We start from the raw sequence: 21974 nt of genomic DNA on the forward strand, positions 1-21974 counted from the left end.
GTCATCCCCCATATCCATAATAGGACCCAAAGCGGCGACCGCTTGGGCTGAAGTGAACGGCGTTCAAAAGCAGCTGGATATTCGGACAGGCGGAAAGCAGCGAAACCGCGTCTTCCAGTGAACCCTGTCCAGTACGGTCGGCGCGGGCCACCAGCACGGCCTGTCCGACATATTTTGCAAGCTCCGCCGCCGGCGAAGCAGCCAGTGCGGGCGGAGAATCGAAGATGATGATCCGATGCGGCGCACCTTGTGTAAGGCGGTCTAGCACGGCAGCGGTGCGCGAACTTGACAGGAACTCGCTGTCCGAAGTCGTGGCATTGCCTGCCGGAAGCACCCACAGCCCCGGCACATCAGTGGTGATCACGCATTCGGCCGCATCGATATCCGGATTGGCCAGCGCGTCCATCAGTCCGGGACCGCCAGGCAAGCCCAGCATCGAGAGGACCGAAGGCTTGGCAAAGTCGGCATCGACCAGAAGCACTTCGCTTTCCTTCTCGGCCGCGATCGCCAACGCGAGATTGACCGAGGTATAGCTTTTGCCTTCACCGGGGTGCGGCGAGCAAACCAGGATACGCTGCGAAGCCGGGCCCATACCTTGTTGGCCGAGCTGGCTGGCGTTGTAGAGCAACTGGCGCTTCACGATGCGCACTTCCTCGAGCAGCGCGGTGACCGTTCCCTCGGGAACAATCAGGCCCTGATCGCGCAGATGCTGGCGGTTGATCGGCTGCTTTTCGCCGCGGAACCGCACGGGAACCGCGACCGGAGCAGGAACATTGACCTTGGCCGTTACCGGAGCGATCACTTCCGGCTCGACCACTTCTGGTGCGGGTTCCGGTGCAGGCTTGGGCTTGGCCGCCGCCGGTTTGGCGGCAACCGGATCCGGCCGCGGCGTGGTTACTTCCGCAACAGGAGAAACTTCGGCATCTTCGACCACTTCATCGGCGCGGCGATAGCGGCGGCGTTTGGCCACCGGCGGAATGAGGTCTTGCGGGATCGGAGCGGGCGAAAGCTGGACCAGGTCGTAATTGCGCACGACCCGCTCGATCAGGCTCGGGCCTTTTGCCTCTTCGCCTTCGTTAGGCACGGGGATTTTCGTCTGTTCGGTCATTGCGATCCCCTCAGGCCACCATGCTGCGTTCGAAAATTTCGAGTGCCAGCAGCACAACGAAAACCCCGCCCAGGGCAGCCGTGCCGGCGTAGAAATACTTCAGGCGCTTGCGCCGCAACGCCTTGCCGGCATCGGTTACAGTGGCGCTGATCGCACCCAGAACCGGCAGACCCATCGCTCTTTCAAGCTTGGCCGTGGTGGCAAATGTCGAGCGCAGTTGGCCCACCGCGAACGAAGCCGCGACCCCCGCGCCCAGACCGAGCACCAGCACGCCGAACAGCAGCAGCGGACGGTTGGGAGCAATCGGGCTGCGCGGCGTCGTCGGCGGATCGATGACCTGGAACTTGACCGAATTGTGCTCGGTTTCGACCTGGCCGCGCAGACGCAGTTCTTCGCGATCCTGCAGCAGCTTGTCGTACTGCTGCTTGAGCACGTCGTAATCGCGGTTGATCCGCTGTTGTTCGGCGAGCACTTCCGGATTGGTGAACTGCTGCGCGGTCAGCTGGGTCAGTTCGGTCTGGACCGATGCGCGCCGCGCGCTCAGAGCCTGAACATTGGCCTGGCGTTCGGCCTTGATTGATTCGAGCGACGAATAGGCCGGGTTCGGCATGCCGCCCCCGCCACCTTCGCCGGCTGCAGCCTGCTTGAGCATGCTTACCTGATTGCGTGCGGCAATCACGTCAGGGTGGTTTTCCGTAAGCCCACGCGCCCGCAGTCCGCTAAGCTGAGCCTGGGCCTCGGCCAGGGCACCGCGCGCGCCGCCGGCCGGACCGGACATCGGGAGATATTTGGGTGTGCCGGCCAGCTGACCGTTCATCGCCGCCAGTGCACTTTGCGCCGCAGCCAGATCGGCATCGATCCCGCGCAGTTCGGCGCGCAGTGATTCGATCCGCTGGATCGGCGAAGTGCCGCCTTTGGCCAGCGCCGGATTGGCCGCTTCAAAAGCCAGGCGCTTTTGCTCAGCGGTTTCCAGCTCCTTTTGGCGCTGAGCCAGCTGCTGGTCCATGAAATCGAGCGATGTCGACATTTCGCCGCGATTTCCGGCGAGGTTCTCTTCGCGGAAAATGTCAATCAACTTTTGCGCGATGGCTTGGGCAATCTTGGCATTGGCTGCGTCGGACTTGCTTCCGTCGCCATAGCTGGCAGTGATCTCAAACAGATTGTCCTTGGTGCTTTCGATCTTGATCCGCTTGCCGAGGCCCAGAACGGCACCTTCCATCTGCTTGGGATCGGTGATGTCGGCGCCGATCGGGGTGCCGCGAATGACCTTTTCCAGGTTCACAGCGCTGGTCAGGGTCTGCTGGACCCGTTCGATATCGCGCTTGTTGCTGGTCTGGACCCCGGTGACATCCGACAGAACATCCTCCAGCTTCACAAATATCCGGGCCTTGGATTCATAGCTGTTGGGGATCATCCCCACGACCAGCCAGCCAAGCAGGCAAACGCCCCAGGCAACGCCCAGGGCCAGCCACTTGCGGTGCCAGACCGAATAGAGCGCCGAGCGCAACTCGTCGAAAATGTTGTTCATCGTGCGCCCCTGGCCTGCCCCTTCCTCAGAACGAGCTTTCAGGGATGATGATCACGTCACCGGGCATCAGCATGACGTTGGCCTTGCTGTCGCCCTTCTTGAGCAGATCGCCCAGACGGATCGAATATTCCTTCTGCTTGCCGGTTTCCTTGTCGAACCGGATCAGCTTGGCGCGGTTGCCGGCAGCATATTCGCTCAGCCCCCCGACCGAGATCATCGCATCAAGCAGGGTCATGTTGGCCCGGTACGGCAGCGAGGCCGGCTTCTCGGACGCGCCGACAACGCGGATCTGCTGGCTGAAGGTGCCCGCAAACTTGTTGACGATGACCGAGACCAGCGGGTCCTGGATGTATTGCGAGAGCTGCAGCGTGATGTCGTCGGCCAGCATTTTGGGAGTCTTGCCCACGGCCGGCATGTCGGTGATCAGCGGCGTGGTGATCCGTCCGTCGGGCCGGACTTGAACCTTTGCGCCCAGTTCTGGGTTGCGCCAGACGAAGATGGTCAGCTCGTCGAGCGGGCCGATGATATAGTCTTCACCCGGACCTTCCTGCATCGGCACGGTCGACGCCGGCGGCAGCTGCGGGCCGCTTGCGGACCCGGCACAGCCGGTCAGCATCAAGCTGAGCATGGCGCTTCCGGCCAGCAGGTGAGCGAAACGGTTGATCGGCATCGGGCAATCCCTTGTTTGGTGCCGCGCCGACGATCGGGGATGCCCTTCCCGACCAGCGACCCGGCTAGATCAGCCTCCGCTATCGGAAAAAAGGGTGAATATTGCGTTAGCCCTATGTGCAGATTCGATGTTCACAATGGGCCGGTCCCGAATTGGGACGGGCAACAAGCGCTTGGTTAAACCAGAATTTCCGCCGCCGGACCGTGCCCGAGGAACTGCGCCGGGCTGGCGCTGGCCCCATAGGCCCCGGCGCAGAACACCGCGACGAGATCGCCCACGTCGGCGCGCGGAAAACCGGCCTTGTCGGCGAGGCGGTCGAGCGGAGTGCAGAGGCATCCAACGACGCTTGCCGCTTCCTCAGTGGGCGCATCGAAGCGGCTGGCGATCGCGACCGGATAGTTGCGGCGCACGACGGTGCCGAAGTTGCCTGAGGCGGCAAGCTGGTGATGCAGGCCGCCGTCGACGATCAGGAAGACCTCACCATGACTCAGCTTCCGGTCGACGATGCGGGTCAGGTAAACTCCTGATTCTCCGACGAGATAGCGGCCAAGCTCAATGCAGAAGGCGGTATCGCGCAGGCTGTCCGGCAACACCGCAAAGGCCTCGCCCAAAGCCGAGCCGATTGCAGCCAGATCGACCGGCGCATCACCGGGGAAGTAAGGTATCCCGAACCCCCCGCCGAGATTGCAGTGCGGCAGCGCGGCGCCGCTCTCATCCGCGAGCCGCGCCGCCAGGTGCAGGGTCTGGGCCTGGGTCTCGATGATTGCAGCGGCATCGAGGGCCTGGCTGCCCGCAAAGATATGAAAACCGCGCCATTCGGCACCGCTGGCAATCACCTGACGGGCCATGGCAGGCACACGCTCGGCATCGACGCCGAACTGCTTCGCGCCGCCGCCCATCTTCATGCCCGAACCCTTGAGGTCGAAATCCGGATTTACCCGTATCGCCAGGCGGGGCGCGATGCCAAGCCGCGAACCGACTTCGAGCGCCCGGACTGATTCACCTTCGGATTCAAGGTTGATCGTAGCACCGGCGACAATTGCCGCCTCCAGTTCGTCCACCCGCTTGCCTGGCCCGGCGAAGCTGATCCGGGCCGGATCGATCCCGGCGGATTGGACGATTCCCAGTTCCCCGCCCGATGCTATGTCGAAACCATCGACCAGTCCGGCCATCGCCTGCAAAACCGGCACGAACGGGTTGGCTTTTACCGCATAATGCAGCGCGAGCCGCTCCGGCATGGCGGCGCGCAGTTCGGCCACACGGCGTTCCAGGTGCTGGCGCGAATAGACGAACAACGGCGTGCTGCCGGCTTCGGCCACGAGGTCGGTGGCCTTGCGCCCGGCAATCGCCAGCTGGCCATCGATCACGCCATAACCGGAAGGGATCGGACCTAGCGGTTTCATGCGGCAAGTTCCTGATACAGCCCGGTGCGATCGATCTTGCCATTGGGCGAAATCGGCATGGCTTCGCGCCAATGGATCATCTTAGGCTGCATGAAGTTGGGCAGTTCTTTCAGCAAGATGCGTGGCAATTCTTGCGCGACATCTGAAATTCCTGGCGCGGCCCGCACGATCAGGTGTACCGCCTGTCCGAGCCGCACATCGGGTACGCCGAGCGCGACAGCTTCGGCCACCAAACCGGTCGCCAGCGCAGCTTCCTCGATCTCCTGCGGGCTGATCCGGTTTCCGGCGCTCTTGATCATCGCATCGCGGCGGCCGACGAAATAGAGCAGGCCATCGGCCTCGCGCCGGACCCGGTCGCCTGACCAGACCGCCATACCGCCATAATGCGACGCCTTTGGAGCCGGCTTGAACCGCTCGGCCGTGCGCACCGCGTCCTGCCAGTAACCCTGCGCGACCAGCGGCCCGCAGTGAACCAGTTCACCCTCTTCGCCATCGGCAGCGAGATCGCCCTGATCGTTGATGACCAGCACTTCGGCATGCGGAATAGCCTTGCCCATCGAGGTCGGATGGCTGTCGATGAGCGCTGGATCGAGAAAGGTCGAGCGGAAGGCCTCGGTCAGGCCGTACATCGCGAAAAGCCGCGCTTGCGGAAATCGGCCGCGGAGACGCCGGACCAGGTCAGCCGTCAGCGCCCCGCCCGAATTGGTCATGCGCCGCAACTGGGCTGCAGTATCCTGCGGCCAGTCAAGCTCCGCCAGCTGCACCCACAGCGGCGGGACCGCAGCCAGGGTGGTCACCCCGTGTCGCTCGACGGCCTTGATCACATCTCGCGGGGCCAGATAATCGAGCGGAACGACACTGCCGCCAGCGAACCAGGTCGAAAGCAGCTGGTTCTGGCCATAGTCGAATGACAGCGGCAGCACCGCCAGCGTGACATCGTCAGCGGCGAGACCAAGGTAGGTGGCGACGCTATCGGCACCCAGCCACATGTTGGCATGGCTGAGCATGACGCCCTTGGGTTTGCCGGTCGAACCGCTGGTATAGAGGATCGCGGCCAGCGCATCGGGTTTACCGTCACTAGGCGCCAGCGGTTCGGCCTCGACGGCAAGCTGAAGCGCCTCGCCCTCCCCCAGCATCCGGCAGTCTGGCGGGACATCTCCAGCTTCCAGCGCGGAAAGCCGGGCAGACGTGGCGATCAGCATCCGCGAACCGCTGTCGGCAAGGATATGGGCAACTTGCGCGCGCTTGAGCAGCGGGTTGATCGGAACATGGACCAGCCCGGCCCGTGCGGCGGCGAGCGGCATCAGGCAGGTCAGTTCACCCTTGGCTGCCCAGGTCGCAATCCGCGCGCCGGGCTCGCCGACTTGCGCCCGGAGCCAACCCGCCAAGCGGGCGACACGATCCCTTAAGTCCTTGTAGCTAAGAGAGCCTTCGCGCAGCACCAGCGCAGCCGCATCGTCCGCCCCGCGCAGCGCGAGGTGGTCAAGCGGCCGGATCGCTGGGTTTTGCTGGGCAGACACGGGTTAAACAGGCTCCAAGGGGCAAAGGAAAAGCGTTTGGTTGCGGTCGTCTATCACGATGATCTTAAAGAAGTGCAAGGCGATGCCAAGCTGGCCGCCCTGCTCGCCGCGCCGTGCGCCCGCGCCCCGTTTGACCGGATCGAATGGTGGCAAGGTCTGGTCGAACATTGTGATATGTTGCCCCTGATAGCCGTCGTCCGGGATGGCGAGCACCGCGCGGTCCTGCCGCTGCTCCGCCAGGCGCGGCGGATCCATGCGCTCGGCAACTGGTACACCTTCCGCATGGCGCCGCTTTTCAGCAGTGGTGCGGACAAGCCGGCCTTGCTTCACGCGCTGGCCGAGGATCTGGCGGGGCAAGCACCGCACCTGATTCTTTCACCGCTTCCGGACGAAAACCGCGAGACCACGCTGCTGGCCGAAGCACTACGCCGCACGGGCTGGACGGTCTTTGTCGAGCAGTGCGACGTCAATCATGTGTTGCAGGTGGGTGGCCGCAGCTACGCCGACTATTTGGCCAGTCGCCCCGGCCCGCTGCGCACCACGCTGAAGCGCAAGGGGGGCAAGGTGGCGGTCGAACTGGTCACCCACTTCGATCCAGCGCTTTGGGCGGAATACGAAACGGTTTATGCCGCGAGCTGGAAACCGGAAGAGGGTTCACCCCCCTTCCTGCGCGCTTTTGCCGAGCAGGAAGGCCAGGCCGGCCGCCTTCGGATGGCGATTGCCCGCGCTGATGGCCGCGCGGTGGCCGCGCAGTTTTGGACGGTAGAAAGTTCTACCGCCTTTATCCACAAGTTGGCCCACACTGAGGACGCCAAGCATTTGTCAGCAGGAACAACGCTTTCAGCAGCATTATTCGAGCAGGTCATCGATCGCGATCGGGTGGCGCTGGTCGATTTCGGGACCGGCAATGACGGCTACAAGCGCGACTGGATGGAGCTGGTCCGCCCGCGTTACCGGATCGAGGCGTTCCGCCCACTCTGGCCCGGAAACTGGCCCGGCATTGCCAAGGCAACCTTGCGTAACTTCTGGCCGCGCGGCAAGAGGCGCTGAACCCATTTTGGCAGGAACCCGATGCGCTCCACGATCGATCGAAAACTCCGCAAGATTCTCGAAGATGTCCTCGGCCTCAAGCCGGGGCAGGCCGATGCATTTACCAATGAAACCGGGCTGTTCGGCTACCTTCCCGAACTCGATTCGATGGCTGTGGCCGGCTTGCTGACCGAGATGGAGGATCGGCTCGATATCGTGATCGACGAAGACGAGATCGATGGCGAACTGTTCGAGACCTACGGCAACCTGCTGAACTTCGCGATCGCCAAGCAAGAGGACGCGTGAAGGCCACCATTTACCCCTGCCCCTTGCCCGGCGGTGCCGCGGCAAGCGAACTGGCCCTGACCTTCGACCGGGGGCGCCAGCACCGTGTGCTGGTGGCTCCGGCGCTGTTCGACGAGGCGAACCGGATGCGGCGCTTCACCGTGGAAGTGATGCGCCGGCTCGACGGGGCCGGGATCGACAGCATTCTGCCAGATTTGCCCGGCTGCAACGAAAGCGAGCAAGAACTCGCCCAGGTCGAGCCGGAGGACTGGCGCATGGGCCTTGAAGCCGCGGCGCGGCATTTCGGCGCGACCCATGTGCTGGCGATCCGGGGCGGCGGGCTAGTGCTGCCCGACAAGCTGCCGGGCTGGCACTTTGCCCCGGTCAAAGGGGCAAGCCTGGTCAAGACACTGCTCCGCGCCCGGATCATCTCGGCCCGCGAAGCCGGACGCGAGGAAGACGCCGCCGAGCTGATGGAGCGCGGCAAGGAACAGGGGATTGAACTTGCCGGCTGGCCGCTCTCGGCCGAGATGCTGCGCCAGCTGGAGGCCCTGCTTCCGTCCAAACGCGGCGATCTGATCCCGGTCGATCAGGAGATGATCGGTGGCAGCGCGCTGTGGCTGCGGGCCGAACCCGACGAGGCACCGGATCAGGTCGATGCCCTGGCGGCTGTCCTGACAGTGGGCCTCGCACAATGAACCGCAAGCATTTCACCTTTGCTTGCGATGGCGCCGAACTGGTCGGTTCACTCGATATGGCCGCTGGCAGCACCGGCCTGCTGATCGTCAGCGGCGGCAACGAAGTGCGTGCGGGACCCTGGGGCAGCCAGGCCCAGTTGGCCGACCGGATCGCCGCTTCAGGCTTTCCGGTACTCCGGTTTGACCGGCGCGGGATCGGCGACAGCGAGGGCGCCAACGCGGGCTTTACCGACAGCGGCCCCGATATAGCCGCAGCGATCCGCGCCTTCCGCAATCATGTGCCGACGCTGCGCAAGGTCGTCGCCTATGGCAATTGCGACGCAGCCAGCGCGCTCATGTTGAACAGCGGTGAAGGCTGCGACGCGCTGGTGCTGGCCAACCCGTGGACCTTCGATCCCGAGCCGGAGGCAGTCGTCGAAGCCCCGTCCGAACAAGCAGCCCCAACACCGATGCCGCCCACCGCGCTGCGCAGCTATTACTTGCGCCGCCTGTTCAACCTGGCAGCGTGGAAGCGCCTGCTGGGCGGCAAGGTTAAGGTCACCGAAATGGCGGCGAGCCTGGTCGAGGCGGTCGGCCCCGATGGTCCGCCGAGCAACCTCGCGCAGGAAATGGCCGCTGGGCTGGAGAAGTTTGCCGGTCCCGCCACCATCCTGCTCGCCGAAAACGACCGCACGGCTCAGGCGTTCAAGGCCGCCTGGGACAAGAACGATCCGCGACTGCGGACCTGCCCCGGTGCCGGGCACAGCTTTGTCGAACCGCAAGCGCGAATCTGGCTGCAAGGCCAGATCCTCGCGGCACTGCGCGGACTTTAGCCCTTCGTAGCGGCGAATTCGCGCTCGGCCAGGAAGCGCTCGGCATCAAGCGCGGCCATGCAGCCGGTGCCGGCAGCGGTAACGGCCTGGCGATAGACGTGATCCATCACGTCGCCGCAGGCGAACACCCCGGGGATCGCAGTCTTGGGAGTGCCGGGCTCGACCAGCAGATAGCCACTGGCATCCATCTCGAGCTTGTCCTTGAACAGCTCGGTCGCGGGGGCATGGCCGATCGCGACGAAAGCTCCCTGGGTCGGTTCGACTGAGCTTGCGCCGGTCACGGTATCGGTCAGCGCCACGCCGGTCAGCCCGCTGGCATCGCCGACGAAGTGATCGACCGCCTTGTTCCACAGTACCTTGATGTTGGGATGGGCCAGCAGCCGATCCTGCAGGATCTTCTCGGCGCGCAGGCTGTCGCGGCGGTGGATCAGGGTCACGTCCTGGCTGTGGTTGGTGAGGTAGAGCGCCTCTTCCACCGCGGTATTGCCCCCGCCGATCACCACCACCTTCTTGCCGCGATAGAAGAACCCGTCGCAGGTCGCGCAGGCCGAAACGCCCTTGCCCGAAAGCTCTTGCTCGCCCGGTACGCCCAGCCACTTGGCCTGGGCCCCGGTCGCGATCACCAGCGTTTCGCCCTCATAGATGTCGCCGCTGTCACCCACCGCGCGGAACGGCGGGCCCGAGAGGTCGACCGAGGTGATCGTATCCCACAGCATCCGGGTGCCGACATGTTCGGCCTGGGCCTGCATTTCCTGCATCAGCCACGGCCCCTGAATCACATCACGAAAGCCGGGATAATTCTCGACATCGGTGGTGATGGTCAGCTGCCCGCCGGGCTGTAGCCCCTGGACCACGATCGGCTGCATCCCGGCGCGGGCACCATAGATCGCGGCCGAAAGCCCTGCCGGTCCCGAACCGATGATCAGCATGCGCGTGGTGTGGGTTGCCATCTCGTCCTCCGTTATGTCGGTGGCAGATAGGCAGCACATGGCCCGAATGCCAGAGTTGCAGGCGGCGATTTCCCCCGGATTGACGCAAGCCCCGCTTGCGCGCAAAGCGCTTCGCCATGACTCCGCACGGACCGACCGCCAACAGCTTCATCTCGCAGCGCCTGCGCCTGCATTACGTCGATTGGGGCAATCCTTCGGCACCGCCGCTGATCCTTCAGCACGGCGGGCGCGACCACAGCCGCAGCTGGGACTGGGTGGCGGAAGAGCTGGCCAAGGACTGGCACGTGATCGCCCCCGATTTGCGCGGCCACGGCGACAGCGCCTGGGCGCCCGACGGCAATTACGAGATGAACGCCTTCGTCTATGACTTTGCCCAACTGGTCCACACGCTGGATCATGAGCAGGTGACGATCGTGGCGCACTCGCTCGGCGGCAACGTCGCGACGCGGTTCACCGGGCTTTACCCTGAAAAGGTCCGCAAGCTGGTCAACATCGAGGGACTTGGCCCCTCCCCCCAGACCCGCGCCGAACGTGAGGCGAAGGGCTATGCCAACCGCTTTCGCGAATGGATCGAAAAGCGCCGCGCTGCCGCCGGGCGAATCCCCCGGCGCTATCCAACGATCGAAGCGGCTTTCGCGCGGATGAAGGAGGAGAACTCCTTCCTGACCGACGAACAGGCCCGCCACCTGACCATTCACGGGGCAAGCCGCAACGAAGATGGCACCTGGAGCTGGAAGTTCGATCCCTATCTCAATGTCTGGCCGTTTGAGGATACCCCGCAGCACCTGAGCGAAGAGCTTTGGCGGGCGATAACCTGCCCGGTACTGCTGCTTTACGGCAACGATTCATGGGCAACCAGCCCGACCAAGGACGGTCGCGACAAGCTGTTCCAGAACGCTCGGGTGGTCGACTTCGAGAATGCCGGACACTGGCTTCACCATGACCAGTTCGACCGCTTCATCGCGGAAGTGCGGGCGTTCCTCTAGCCTTCGAGGTAATGCCCGCGCAGCGCCTCGCGCTTGGCCGCATCGATCCCCAGAACTTCGGCCAGATAGGTATCGAGGCTTCCATAACGCGCCTCGACTGCCCGGAAGGTGGCGTTGAGGTAATCGGCTTCAACCCCCATCAGCGCGCGGATCGTTTCGTCGGAAATCGCGCCATGGCGCTCGCGGATCTGCACTGCACCGGCTTCGATCCGGGCTTCGATGTTCCCGGCGCTGTTGGTCAGCAGGTAATCGTCCATGATCGCCTCGCGCGAGACGCCCAGCACGTGCTGCGCCATGGCGACCGCGAAGCCTGTGCGGTCTTTCCCGGCCACACAATGGACCAGGCTGGGTCCGTCGGCGCGGTGCAGCAGTTCGAAATAGAGCCGCAGCATCGGCACCAGGTTTTCGCGGAAGGCGATCCCGTCATACAGCCGGACCATCGCCGCGCGGGCTTCAGCGGCAGTCACCACGCCGTCGGCAGCTTCGGTGTGGAGCGCGAGGCCGGCGGTTTCCTCAGGGTAAGTCCAGACTTGCCCGGCGAAGCCATCGTGGCGACGACAGGGCTTGCTGTCGCGCTCGATCGGACCGCGCAGGTCGATCACATCGGCGATGCCAAGATCGTGGATCGCCTGCAGATCGGCATCACTGGCGTCGCCATGCTGGGCCGAGCGCCACAGCAAACCGGTCTTTACCCGCGCCCCTTCCGCGCCTTCGTAACCGCCATAATCGCGGAAGTTGTGGACGCCATCGAGCTTGAGAACGCGGGGATCAGTCATAGCCGGGCCAGTGACAGCTTGTCTGCCCCGGCGCAAGTCACAGCGACCAGTCAGCCCTGCCGCCGAACACACCCTTGAGGTCGGCCAGGGTCCCGCCCGGCGCAAGCCTGGCGCGGAGCGCATCGAGCCCCAGCGCCAGATAATCGCCATGCGGCACCGCCAGCAGCACCAGATCGAATGGACCGGCCGGAAGCTCCGCCGCCAGCTCGACGCCGTATTCGTGCCGCGCCTCCCCCGGATCGGCCATCGGATCGTGGATCGTCACGCTGTGGCCCAGCTTGCCCAGCGCGGCGGCCAGATCGGCGACCTTGCTGTTGCGCAGGTCGGGGATGTTTTCCTTGAAGGTCAGCCCCAGCACCAGCGCTGAGCCACCCTTGCCGCCGCGCGCGGTATGCAGTTCGCCGGCAACCCATTCAGCCATCGAATCGTTGATCCCGCGCCCGGCTGTAATCACGTTGGGTTCGATCCCCAGTTCGCGGGCGCGGTGCGCGAGGTAATAGGGATCGATCCCGATGCAGTGTCCGCCGACCAGGCCGGGGGTGAACGGCAGGAAGTTCCACTTGGTCCCGGCCGCCGCCAGCACGTCCCAGGTCGAAATTCCGATCCGCGAGAAAATCTGCGCGATCTCGTTCATGAAGGCGATGTTGATATCGCGCTGGGCGTTCTCGATCACCTTGGCGGCCTCGGCGACCTTGATCGAACTTGCGCGGAACACACCGCCGGTGGTAACCGCGCCATACAGTGCGGAGACGTCATCCAGCACTTCGGGGGTCTGGCCGGAGACCACCTTGGTGATCTTGTCGACCGTATGCTCGCGGTCGCCGGGATTGATCCGTTCGGGGCTGTAAGCGAGAAAGAAGTCCTTCCCGCAGATCAGACCAGAAACCTCTTCCAGCACCGGCGCGCAGATATCCTCGGTGACGCCTGGATAGACCGTGCTTTCATAGACCACCACCGGACGGCGGTCTTCGGCGGCGGCACCGGCCAGCACCGCGCCGACCGAGCGGCTGGCGCGGACCACCAGATCGAGATCGGGCCTGTTCTCGCCATCAATCGGGGTCGGCACGGTGACAATGTAGAAATCACACGGCGGGCAGCTCTCCACGCCTTCGTGCAGCGTGATTGGGCTGGCGGTCAGCGCCGGCTCCTCGATCTCGCCGGTCCGGTCGTGGCCGGTTCGCAGTTCGGCGATGCGACCTTTGTCGACATCGACGCCGTGGGTTTCGAAATGGCGCGCGAGGGCCAGAGCCAGCGGCAGGCCAACATAGCCGAGGCCGATCACGGCAACGCGAGGAGAAAAGTCGTTCATCGGATAGCCTTATTTGTGACCGAAACCGGTCAGCATCGTTTTCACCGTCTTCATGACGATCAGAATGTCGAGCCAAATTGAGAAGTTGCGGATGTAATAGAAATCGTACTGAAGCTTCAATTTGATGTCGTCTACCCCGGCGACATGGCCCTGATTGACCTGGGCCCATCCGGTGATCCCCGGCTTGACGATGTGCCGATAGCGGTAGAACGGCACTTCGGCCTGGTACCAGTCGGCCAGCCCGGTCGCTTCCGGGCGAGGTCCGATCAGGCTCATTTCGCCGCGCAGGACGTTGATCAGCTGCGGCAATTCATCGATCCGGGTGAACCGCAGAAAACGACCGAGCCGGGTGATTCGGTCATCTTCCTTGCGCGTGATCAGCTCTTCAACCGGGGCCTTGGCGCTGCCATTGTTGCTGACCTTCATGGTCCTGAACTTGAACACGGTGAATTCCTCGCCGCGATAGCCGGTGCGCGATTGGCGGAACAGCGACGGCCCAGGACTGTCGATGCGGACTGCGATAGCCGCGATCAGGCAGACCGGCAGCACGATCGGAGCCAATGACAAGGCAACTATCCAGTCGATCGCCTGCTTGGGCAGCATCCACGAATTGGCCGGTCCAAGCGCGCCGAAATTGTTTTCGGAAAGATGTTCAAGCTCGGTCCGACCGGTCAGTGATTCGTAAAGGTCCTTCGAGTGGTAAATCGGGATTCCGGCCAGCGTGAAATCGGCGATTCGCGCTTCCCACTCATCGCTGTGATCAAAGCGGAAATCGGCAGTGATCGCGTCGATCTCCTCAAGCGACGAATCCAGCGACAGCTCCACGCTGGAAACGCCAGCCAGCTCGGCGAAGGCAGGCATTCGTCCGCCGGGTATGGTCCCAAGCCGCAACACCGTTTTGCGCTGGACTACCAAGTAGACCATGAAGAACCAGACCACGCAGGCAAAGAAGCTCAAAACCAGCAGCGACCGGGTATATTCGATCCGCAGCAACAGAATGCCGGAAAGGACTAGGCCGAACGAAGCCAGATAGCCTGGCAGAATCCCGAAGCTTTCAAAGGTCCCCGGCAGTTTGCTGAGCGAGCGGTGCAGGGTAAAACCCAGCACCAGGGCGATCAGGCAGGCAATCAAGGTGTTTTGTGCAACGTAATCATGCCAGCGGGCCGGCAGAAATCGCACGGTTAGGAAAAACGGCCAGATCACACAGGCCAGGGCCGCGATGCCAAGTTGCGTCAGCGGATTGAGCCACGCCGATTTGCGCTGCAAACGGAGCCTGTTCGGTGCCATCGGCGCGCTGATCCTCAGCCGGTTGAATTGAAAAGCGATCCCGCCCGCTGTTGGGGCTGGTCATGCTGACTAAGGCGGCATAAGGGATTTGTCATGTCCAAAATCCTGAAAGACATTCGTAATTCGGAAATTCCCCGTCTTGACGGAGACTTGGCTGCGTGATCCCGAAATTAATTCGCCCCCGCCGTTTCGGTGATGCGCGCGGGTGGTTCAGCGAAACCTACAATGCGAGGACCTTTGCCGAGCTTGGGATCGGTGATGTGTTCGTGCAGGACAATCACAGCCTGTCGGTAACACGAGGGACCCTGCGTGGGTTGCATTGCCAACTTGCACCATTTGCGCAGGCCAAGCTGGTGCGCTGCCTGAGCGGGGCGATTTACGATGTCGCGGTTGACCTGCGCCGCGGTTCGCCGACATTCGGAAACTGGGTAGCCGCGACCCTGACCGCCGAGGGCGGCGAGCAGCTTTACGTGCCGGTCGGCTTCGCCCATGGCTTCCTGACACTGACCGACAATGTCGAAGTCCACTACAAGTGTACCGATTATTATGCACCCGAATGCGAAGCCGGGGTGATGTGGAACGATCCAGCGATCAGGATCGCTTGGCCGCTTGAGGGGATCGAACCGGTCCTATCCGACAAGGATCAATTGCTCCCCGCATTGGGCGACTTTGCAGGCCAGTTCGACTATGATGGCACGCCGCTGGCACCGCTGGAGTCCTGATCGAGCATGTCCGAACCGCAACGCATCCTGGTAACCGGCGGCGCCGGGTTCATCGGCTCGGCGCTGGTCCGGCAGCTGATTGACGAGACGCCGGCCGAGGTCTGCAATGTCGACAAACTGACCTATGCCGGAAACCTCGCTTCACTGGCCGAAGCGCGGCAATCCAACCGTCACCATTTCCACCAGGTCGACATCTGCGACGGTCCGGCGCTGGCCCACGTCCTGGCCGACTTCCGGCCCCAAGCGATCATGCATCTCGCCGCCGAAAGCCATGTCGACCGCTCGATCGACGGCCCGGCGGAATTCATTCAGACCAACGTGGTCGGCACCTTCACGCTGCTCGATGCGGCAACCGCCTATTGGCGCGGGCTGGACGCGGCGGCGCGCGGCGCGTTCCGGTTCCATCACATCTCGACCGACGAGGTGTTTGGCTCGCTGGGAACCGAGGGCCATTTCGACGAGTTTACCAGTTATGACCCGCGCTCGCCCTATTCGGCATCCAAGGCGGCGAGCGACCATCTGGTCCGCGCCTGGCACCACACCCATGGATTGCCCGTGGTCCTGACCAATTGTTCGAACAATTATGGGCCTTACCACTTCCCCGAAAAGCTGATCCCGCTCACCATCCTCAAGGCCATCGCGGGCGAATCGCTGCCAGTCTATGGCGATGGCTCCAACGTGCGTGACTGGTTGCATGTCGAAGATCACGCCCGCGCGCTGCGCGCCGTCGTTGCCGGCGGACGGGTCGGTGAAACCTATTGTGTCGGCGGCAATGCCGAACGGACCAACCTGCAAGTCGTCCATGCGATCTGCGACGAGCTCGACCGGCTGCGCCCGCGCAGCGATGGCCAGCCCTACCGTTCCCAGATCAGCTTCGTGACCGACCGTCCGGGACACGATTTCCGCTACGCAATCGATGCCACAAAGCTGAAGGACGAACTCGGCTGGGAACCACGCGAGACGTTCGAGAGCGGCATCGCCCGGACTGTCGCCTGGTATCTCGGCAACGAGGACTGGTGGCGTGCGGTCCAGAGCGGGGCTTATCAGGGCGAAAGGCTTGGCTTGGCAAATGGCTGAGCGCTGGTTGCTGACCGGCGGGTCGGGGCAAGTCGGCCTCGCGCTGCGCCGCAATCCGCCGCCGGGGGTGGATATCGTTGCGCCGGGGCGCGATGTGCTCGACCTGTCGACTTTGATCGATCAGGGCGTTCTCGAGCTTTCCGAGTTTACCGCAGTCATCAACTGCGCGGCCTATACCGCAGTTGACAAGGCTGAGACCGAACCCGCTCAGGCCCATGCCGTGAATTGCGAAGCGGCCGGAATGCTGGGAATAGCAGCTGCGGCAGCGGGCATTCCGATTATCCACGTTTCGACCGACTATGTCTTTGGCGAAGGTGAAGGCCCTTGGCGCGAAGACGATCCGATTGCCCCATTCAGCGTCTACGGGAAGACAAAGGCGGCGGGTGAAATGGCCGTAAAGGCCTCGCGCGCACGCCACGCAATCGTCCGCACGTCCTGGGTGATCAGTGCCGATGGCAAAAATTTCGTCAAGACCATGCTCCGGCTCGGCGCCGAGCGCGACGTCTTGCAGGTCGTTGCCGACCAGCGCGGAACGCCGACCTATGCCGGCGATCTCGCTTCAGCCCTCGCCCGGATCACCGCTAGGTTTGTGGCCGATCCCGAACAGGCTTCGGGCGTGTGGCACTTCGCCAATGCCGGTGAAACAACCTGGCACGGTCTGGCCGAGCAGGTCTTCGCCTGCGCCTCCCAGCACGGGCTGAAGGTTCCGACGAAGGTCGAGCCAATCACAACTTCCGAGTACCCCGCCCCCGCCCGCCGACCGGCGGATTCGCGGCTCGATTTCACAAAAATCGCAAACGACTTTGGTATTTCGCCGCGCCCGTGGCAGGAGGCGGTCGCCGAAATAGTGGCCCGGCTGGCAGGTGAAGGACAGGCACGATGAAGGGCATAATCCTGGCAGGCGGATCGGGCACGCGGCTGCACCCTGCGACGCTGGCCGTCAACAAGCAGCTGCTTCCTGTCTATGACAAGCCAATGATCTATTTCCCGCTCAGCACGCTGATGCTTGCCGGGATTCGCGAGATCCTGCTGATCTCCTCACCCGAATATCTCGACAATTACCGCCGCCTGTTTGGAACGGGCGAGCAGTTCGGGATCAAGATCGACTATGTCGTCCAGCCCCGCCCCGAAGGCCTGGCCCAGGCCTATCACCTGGGCGCAGACTTCGTTGGCTCCGGGCCCAGCGCGCTGGTTCTGGGCGACAACATCTTCTACGGTGCCGGCCTGAGCGAAATGCTGGCGCGGGCGCGGTCGCGGGCCGAAGCGGGCGCGGCGACCGTATTCGGCTATCACGTCGAGGATGCCCGGTCGTACGGCGTTGTCGAACTGGACGTCGAAGGCCGCGCGCTTTCGATCGAAGAAAAGCCGGAACAGCCCAAATCCAAATGGGCGGTTACCGGGCTCTACTTCTACGATGGTCGTGCCGCCGAACTGGCGCGGCAGGTCAAACCTTCTGAGCGAAACGAGCTGGAGATCACCGAGCTCAACCGGCTCTATCTGGAAGCGGGTGACCTCCATGTCGAGCGGATGGGGCGCGGCTACGCCTGGCTCGACACCGGCACGCATGACAGCCTGCTTGAAGCGAGCGAGTTCGTTCGCACGCTCCAGCACCGCCAGGGCATACAGCTCGCCTGTCTTGAGGAAATCGCCTGGCAGGCCGGCTGGATTGACGATGCCGCGCTGCTGGCACGGGCCGCTGGCTTCGCCAAGACTGGCTATGGCCGTTACCTATCCAGCCTGATCGAACGGGGATCCATGGCATGAATACCGTCGCCCCAGGGCGCAATATCGATGAATTGACCGTCGCCGGGTTCGGCGAGGAATGGGACAGTTTCGATCAGACCGCACTCAGCCAGGATGAGTGGCACGAGCTGTTCGAACGCTATTTCGCGATCTTTCCGTGGGACAGTCTGCCCGCCAATGCCGAAGGCTTTGACCTCGGTTGCGGCTCGGGCCGCTGGGCAGCGGGCGTGGTCGACCGGGTCGGCATGCTCAACTGCGTCGATCCTTCGGCCAAGGCACTGGCGGTGTGCCAGAAACGCCTTGGCAGCAAGCCCAATGCCCGGTTCCACCAGGCGAGCGTCGATGCGATCCCGCTGGCCGACGGCAGTCAGGACTTTGGCTATTCGCTCGGGGTGCTGCACCACATCCCCGATACTGCCGCAGCCATGGCCGACTGCGCCCGCAAGCTGAAACGCGGAGCGCCGTTCCTGGTCTATCTCTATTACGCCTTCGACAATCGACCGCTGTGGTTCCGGTTGGTCTGGAAGGCCAGCGATCTCGCCCGGCAGGTCATCTGCCGCCTGCCCTTCCCGCTGCGCAAGGCGGTGACAAGTGTGATCGCAGCGACGACATATTGGCCACTGGCCCGGCTAGCCTTGCTGCTGGAAAAGGCCGGCATGGATGTCGAGGGCATCCCGCTCGCCCCCTATCGCAGCACCAGTTTCTATACGATGCGCACCGACGCGCTCGACCGGCTCGGCACCAGGCTCGAACAGCGCTTCACCCGGGCACAGATCGCGGCGATGATGACGGCAGCAGGATTGGAGAACGTGCGCTTTTCAGAAGGCGTACCCTATTGGGTTGCGGTAGGGACGCGCAAGGCCTGATGGGCAAGCCGAAGGTCCTGTACATCAGCTATGACGGCATGCTCGAACCGCTCGGGCAGAGCCAGGTCATCGCTTATCTGGAGCGGCTGGCGACCGACTATGCGATCCATCTGGTCAGCTATGAAAAGCCGGCTGATCGCGCACAGGCCAATAAGGTTACCGCGGTCCAGGCGCGGCTCGATACGGCCGGAATCGTCTGGCATCCGCTAGCCTATCACAAGACCCCGACCCTCCCCGCGACGCTGTTTGACATCGCCCAGGGAACCGCGGTGGCGCTGTGGCTGGCCACGCGGCACAAAATCGGGCTGGTCCACGCGCGCAGCTATATCCCCGCGCTGATCGGCTGGGTCGTCAAGCTGCTGACCGGCGCGAAACTGCTGTTCGATATGCGCGGCCTGTGGGCGGATGAGCGCACCGATGGCGGCATCTGGCCCGATGGCGGCGGGATATTCCGCGCGGTCAAACGGCTGGAAAAGACGCTGCTGCTCGGCGCCGATCATGTTGTCACGCTGACCCATGCTTCCAAGGCAGTAATTGAGGACTTCCCCTATCTGCGCGAGGCCGACCATGCCCCGATCAGCGTGATCCCGACCTGCGCCGATCTCGACCGGTTCACGCCGGGAGATAACGGCGAAGATCGGCCCTTCACCCTTGGCTATCTCGGCTCGATCGGGACCTGGTACATGTTCGACGAGGTGCTGGCTTGCTTCAAGCTGCTGCGCGAGCGGCGGCCCGATGCCCGGTTGCTGGTGGTCAACCGCAACGAGCAGAACCTGGTCCGGCGCATGGTTGCAGAAGCCGGACTACCCGAAGACTGCATCGAGATTACCGTCGCCGATCATGCCGAAGTTCCAGCGCAGGTCCGCCGGATGAGCGCCGGGGCCGCGATCATCAAGCCGGTCTTCTCAAAGATCGCGAGCGCGCCGACCAAGCTGGCCGAATACCTCGGCTGCGGAGTGCCGTGCCTCGGCAATGTCGGCGTCGGCGACATGGAATTGATCCTCGAAACCGAGGGCACCGGTGTCGCTTTGCGCGAATTCACCCTCGAAGAGCGCAGCCGCGCGGTCGACCGGCTGCTGGCCATGGCCGCCGATCCCGCTACGCCGGACCATTGCCGCAAAGTGGCTCTGGCGCACTTCTCGGTCGAGGACGGCGCGACCCGATATCGCGCGATCTACCGGGAGCTGCTGCCGTGAAGCGGATGCTGGTGCTGTGTCCCTATCCCGAGGGCGTCGCCGCCGGGCAGCGGCTCAAGTACGAGCAGTACTTCGCCGACTGGCGCGCACGGGGCTGGGAGATCGATGTCTCCAACTTCATGGATCGCGCGATGTGGGACGTGGTCTGGGAAAAGGGCCATATCCTCGCCAAGGCCATGGGCGTGCTGCGCGGCACACTACGCCGGATCCGCGACCTGTTTCGCGTCGGGCGCTACGATCTGGTCTATGTCTTCATGTGGGTTACCCCGTTCGGCACCACCGGTTTCGAACGGCTGGTCCGCGTCCGCGCGAAGGCGCTGGTCTTCGATGTTGAGGACAATGTCCTGTCCGAACAGCAGGGCGGCGCGGCCGATCACATCGGGCCGCTGGTGCGTCTACTCAAGGGTTCGGGCAAGGCACGGTTCCTGATCAGGACTGCCGACCATGTCGTAACCAGCTCGCCGTTCCTCAACGACTTCTGCCTGGCGTTGAACGCAAAGAAGGCCTGCACCTATATCTCGTCATCGGTCGATACTGAGCGTTTCCAGCCCGCGACGACCTATTCCAACGACAAGCCGGTGGTGGTCGGCTGGACCGGGACATTCAGTTCCAAGGTCTATCTCGATCTGCTGACCGGCGTGTTCCAGCGGCTGGCGCAGCGGCTGCCGTTCAAGCTGCGGGTGATCGGCAACTTCGATTACGAGCTGCCCGGGGTCGATCTTGAGGTGATCCGCTGGAGCGCCGAAGAGGAAGTGGCGCAGTTGCAGGCACTCGATGTAGGGGTCTACCCGCTGCCGATCGATGACTGGGTGCTGGGCAAGTCTGGCCTCAAGGCGATCCAGTACATGGCTTTCGCCCTGCCCTGCGTCGCGACCGAAGTCGGCACCACCCCGATGCTGATCCGGCATGGCGAGAATGGCCTGCTGGTCAGGACCGAGGCCGAATGGGAAGCCTCGCTGGAACAGCTGATCCGCGATCCCGCGCTGCGCCGCCGCCTGGGTGAGACCGCGCGCAAGGATGCGGTGGCAAATTATTCCACAGCCGCTATTGCCGGCCAATACCGCGCCGTGATCGAGGGCGCCACGACCAAGGGACTGAAATGAGCAGGATTTACATGGCAGGCGTCGGCGGAATGCTGGGCGAGGCCTTCCACCACGTGTTCTCCGGATCGCACGAACTGATGTGCACCGACAAGGACGTCAACGCCGACTGGCTGGGCTTTTGCGACTTCCGCGACCGGGCCGAATATCGCCGCCAGGTGCTCGATTTCAAACCTGACTACCTGTTCCACATCGGCGCGCACACCAGCCTCGAATATTGCGAGGACAATGTCGACGATGCCTATGCCACCAACACCCTCCCGGTGGAGGATGCAGTGTGGCTGGCGAACCGGCTCGACGTGCCGCTGCTCTATATCTCGACCGCCGGGATTTTCGACGGAGCGCAGGAAACCTATGACGATTGGGACCAACCCAATCCGCTCGGCCACTATGCCCGCTCCAAATACATGGGAGAGCGCTTCGTGGTCGAGAACGCCCAGCGTTATCTGGTCTGCCGCGCTGGCTGGATGATGGGGGCCGGCCCTGCGAAGGACAAGAAGTTCATCCAGAAGCTTGCGGCCCAGCTGAAGGCCGGGGCAAAGGAACTCAAGGTCGTCGACGACAAGCTGGGCACGCCGACCTACACCCGGGACTTCGCCGCGCAGGTCAAGGTGCTGGTCGAGCAGGAACTGTGGGGCCTCTACAACATGGTCTGCCAAGGCGTGACCAGCCGCTTCGAAGTAGCCGAATACCTGGTCAAGGCACTGGGCAAGGCTGACGAGATCGCGGTCGAGCCAGTCAGCTCCGACTATTTCGCCAAGGAATATTTCGCCCCGCGCCCGCCGTCCGAGCGGCTGATCACCAAGAAGCTTGACCTGCGCGGGGTCAACGTGATGCGCGACTGGCGGGTTTGCCTCGACGAATATCTGGCCGACAAGTACCAGGGCTATCTCGGCTAGGCCGCAGAAC

General features: G+C 63.5%; 22 protein-coding genes. 13 read left to right on the plus strand and 9 right to left on the minus strand.

Annotated features, from left to right (window positions below):
* Position 1: 1 nt before the first annotated feature.
* The 5 genes from B2V17_RS15825 to B2V17_RS15845 all read right to left on the minus strand — a co-directional run bounded on the left by B2V17_RS15825 (position 2) and on the right by B2V17_RS15845 (position 6229).
* Complete coding sequence (locus B2V17_RS15825) at positions 2-1108, minus strand: P-loop NTPase (protein ID WP_292999370.1); 1107 nt, start codon at positions 1106-1108, stop codon at positions 2-4.
* Positions 1109-1118: 10 nt separating this feature from the next.
* Positions 1119-2636 (minus strand): XrtA system polysaccharide chain length determinant, encoded by a 1518-nt coding sequence (locus tag B2V17_RS15830; RefSeq protein ID WP_292999372.1) that lies wholly within the window; start codon positions 2634-2636, stop codon positions 1119-1121.
* Between the two features lie 25 nt (positions 2637-2661).
* Positions 2662-3306, minus strand: coding sequence for an XrtA/PEP-CTERM system exopolysaccharide export protein (locus B2V17_RS15835; protein WP_292999374.1), 645 nt, complete (start codon positions 3304-3306; stop codon positions 2662-2664).
* Positions 3307-3482: 176 nt separating this feature from the next.
* Complete coding sequence (locus B2V17_RS15840) at positions 3483-4709, minus strand: pyridoxal-dependent decarboxylase, exosortase A system-associated (protein WP_292999376.1); 1227 nt, start codon at positions 4707-4709, stop codon at positions 3483-3485.
* The gene (locus B2V17_RS15845) at positions 4706-6229 is read right to left on the minus strand and encodes an acyl-CoA ligase (AMP-forming), exosortase A system-associated (RefSeq protein WP_292999378.1); all 1524 of its coding nucleotides are present in this window, start codon (positions 6227-6229) and stop codon (positions 4706-4708) included. Before B2V17_RS15845 ends, B2V17_RS15840 begins: the two co-directional genes overlap by 4 nt.
* A gap of 36 nt (positions 6230-6265) precedes the next feature.
* On the opposite strand from B2V17_RS15845, the gene B2V17_RS15850 reads away from it, so the two are divergent.
* From B2V17_RS15850 to B2V17_RS15865, 4 genes are read left to right on the plus strand one after another with little or no spacing between them, the layout of a single operon-like run.
* Positions 6266-7279: a GNAT family N-acetyltransferase gene (locus B2V17_RS15850; RefSeq protein ID WP_292999381.1), complete on the plus strand. Its 1014-nt coding sequence runs from the start codon at positions 6266-6268 to the stop codon at positions 7277-7279.
* Between the two features lie 21 nt (positions 7280-7300).
* Positions 7301-7564 (plus strand): acyl carrier protein, encoded by a 264-nt coding sequence (locus B2V17_RS15855; protein ID WP_292999383.1) that lies wholly within the window; start codon positions 7301-7303, stop codon positions 7562-7564.
* Positions 7561-8241 carry a hypothetical protein gene (locus B2V17_RS15860; protein WP_292999385.1) on the plus strand — a complete coding sequence of 227 codons (681 nt, stop codon included), beginning with the start codon at positions 7561-7563 and terminating at the stop codon, positions 8239-8241. Before B2V17_RS15855 ends, B2V17_RS15860 begins: the two co-directional genes overlap by 4 nt.
* Positions 8238-9053 carry a hydrolase 1, exosortase A system-associated gene (locus B2V17_RS15865; RefSeq protein WP_292999387.1) on the plus strand — a complete coding sequence of 272 codons (816 nt, stop codon included), beginning with the start codon at positions 8238-8240 and terminating at the stop codon, positions 9051-9053. Before B2V17_RS15860 ends, B2V17_RS15865 begins: the two co-directional genes overlap by 4 nt.
* Here B2V17_RS15865 and trxB read toward each other — a convergent pair.
* Entirely contained in the window at positions 9050-10003 is a 954-nt protein-coding gene (gene trxB, locus B2V17_RS15870; RefSeq protein ID WP_292999389.1) for a thioredoxin-disulfide reductase, read from the minus strand. The two genes, B2V17_RS15865 and trxB, sit on opposite strands and share 4 nt — an antisense overlap.
* A 116-nt stretch (positions 10004-10119) precedes the next feature.
* Here trxB and B2V17_RS15875 point away from each other — a divergent pair, with 116 nt between their 5' ends.
* A complete protein-coding gene (locus tag B2V17_RS15875) occupies positions 10120-10989 on the plus strand; it encodes an alpha/beta fold hydrolase (RefSeq protein ID WP_292999391.1) in 870 nt (289 codons plus the stop codon).
* On the opposite strand, the gene B2V17_RS15880 is transcribed toward B2V17_RS15875, so the two are convergent.
* The 3 genes from B2V17_RS15880 to B2V17_RS15890 are packed head-to-tail and all read right to left on the minus strand — an operon-like array spanning position 10986 to position 14361.
* On the minus strand, positions 10986-11765 hold the full coding sequence (locus B2V17_RS15880) for a tyrosine-protein phosphatase (protein WP_292999393.1): 780 nt from the start codon (positions 11763-11765) through the stop codon (positions 10986-10988). The two genes, B2V17_RS15875 and B2V17_RS15880, sit on opposite strands and share 4 nt — an antisense overlap.
* A 37-nt stretch (positions 11766-11802) precedes the next feature.
* Positions 11803-13074 carry a nucleotide sugar dehydrogenase gene (locus B2V17_RS15885; protein ID WP_292999395.1) on the minus strand — a complete coding sequence of 424 codons (1272 nt, stop codon included), beginning with the start codon at positions 13072-13074 and terminating at the stop codon, positions 11803-11805.
* A 9-nt stretch (positions 13075-13083) separates the two neighbouring features.
* Entirely contained in the window at positions 13084-14361 is a 1278-nt protein-coding gene (locus B2V17_RS15890; RefSeq protein WP_292999397.1) for a sugar transferase, read from the minus strand.
* Positions 14362-14519: 158 nt separating this feature from the next.
* On the opposite strand from B2V17_RS15890, the gene rfbC reads away from it, so the two are divergent.
* Genes rfbC through B2V17_RS15930 form a run of 8 tightly spaced genes read left to right on the plus strand, consistent with a single transcriptional unit; the run spans position 14520 to position 21964 of the window.
* Positions 14520-15083 (plus strand): dTDP-4-dehydrorhamnose 3,5-epimerase, encoded by a 564-nt coding sequence (gene rfbC, locus B2V17_RS15895; RefSeq protein WP_292999399.1) that lies wholly within the window; start codon positions 14520-14522, stop codon positions 15081-15083.
* Between the two features lie 6 nt (positions 15084-15089).
* Positions 15090-16160: a dTDP-glucose 4,6-dehydratase gene (gene rfbB, locus B2V17_RS15900; protein WP_292999401.1), complete on the plus strand. Its 1071-nt coding sequence runs from the start codon at positions 15090-15092 to the stop codon at positions 16158-16160.
* The gene (rfbD, locus tag B2V17_RS15905) at positions 16153-17043 is read left to right on the plus strand and encodes a dTDP-4-dehydrorhamnose reductase (RefSeq protein ID WP_292999403.1); all 891 of its coding nucleotides are present in this window, start codon (positions 16153-16155) and stop codon (positions 17041-17043) included. Before rfbB ends, rfbD begins: the two co-directional genes overlap by 8 nt.
* Positions 17040-17924, plus strand: coding sequence for a glucose-1-phosphate thymidylyltransferase RfbA (gene rfbA / locus B2V17_RS15910; protein ID WP_292999405.1), 885 nt, complete (start codon positions 17040-17042; stop codon positions 17922-17924). Before rfbD ends, rfbA begins: the two co-directional genes overlap by 4 nt.
* The gene (locus B2V17_RS15915; RefSeq protein ID WP_292999407.1) at positions 17921-18769 is read left to right on the plus strand and encodes a class I SAM-dependent methyltransferase; all 849 of its coding nucleotides are present in this window, start codon (positions 17921-17923) and stop codon (positions 18767-18769) included. Before rfbA ends, B2V17_RS15915 begins: the two co-directional genes overlap by 4 nt.
* Positions 18769-19965 (plus strand): glycosyltransferase, encoded by a 1197-nt coding sequence (locus tag B2V17_RS15920; RefSeq protein ID WP_292999409.1) that lies wholly within the window; start codon positions 18769-18771, stop codon positions 19963-19965. Before B2V17_RS15915 ends, B2V17_RS15920 begins: the two co-directional genes overlap by 1 nt.
* 5 nt (positions 19966-19970) lie before the next feature.
* Complete coding sequence (locus tag B2V17_RS15925; RefSeq protein WP_292999461.1) at positions 19971-21068, plus strand: glycosyltransferase family 4 protein; 1098 nt, start codon at positions 19971-19973, stop codon at positions 21066-21068.
* Positions 21065-21964: an SDR family oxidoreductase gene (locus B2V17_RS15930; RefSeq protein ID WP_292999411.1), complete on the plus strand. Its 900-nt coding sequence runs from the start codon at positions 21065-21067 to the stop codon at positions 21962-21964. The genes B2V17_RS15925 and B2V17_RS15930 overlap by 4 nt, the downstream gene beginning before the upstream one ends.
* The last annotated feature ends 10 nt before the right edge of the window (positions 21965-21974 follow it).

Origin of the sequence: Novosphingobium sp. UBA6272 (assembly GCF_002440635.1) — a bacterium.
Taxonomy (GTDB): domain Bacteria; phylum Pseudomonadota; class Alphaproteobacteria; order Sphingomonadales; family Sphingomonadaceae; genus Novosphingobium.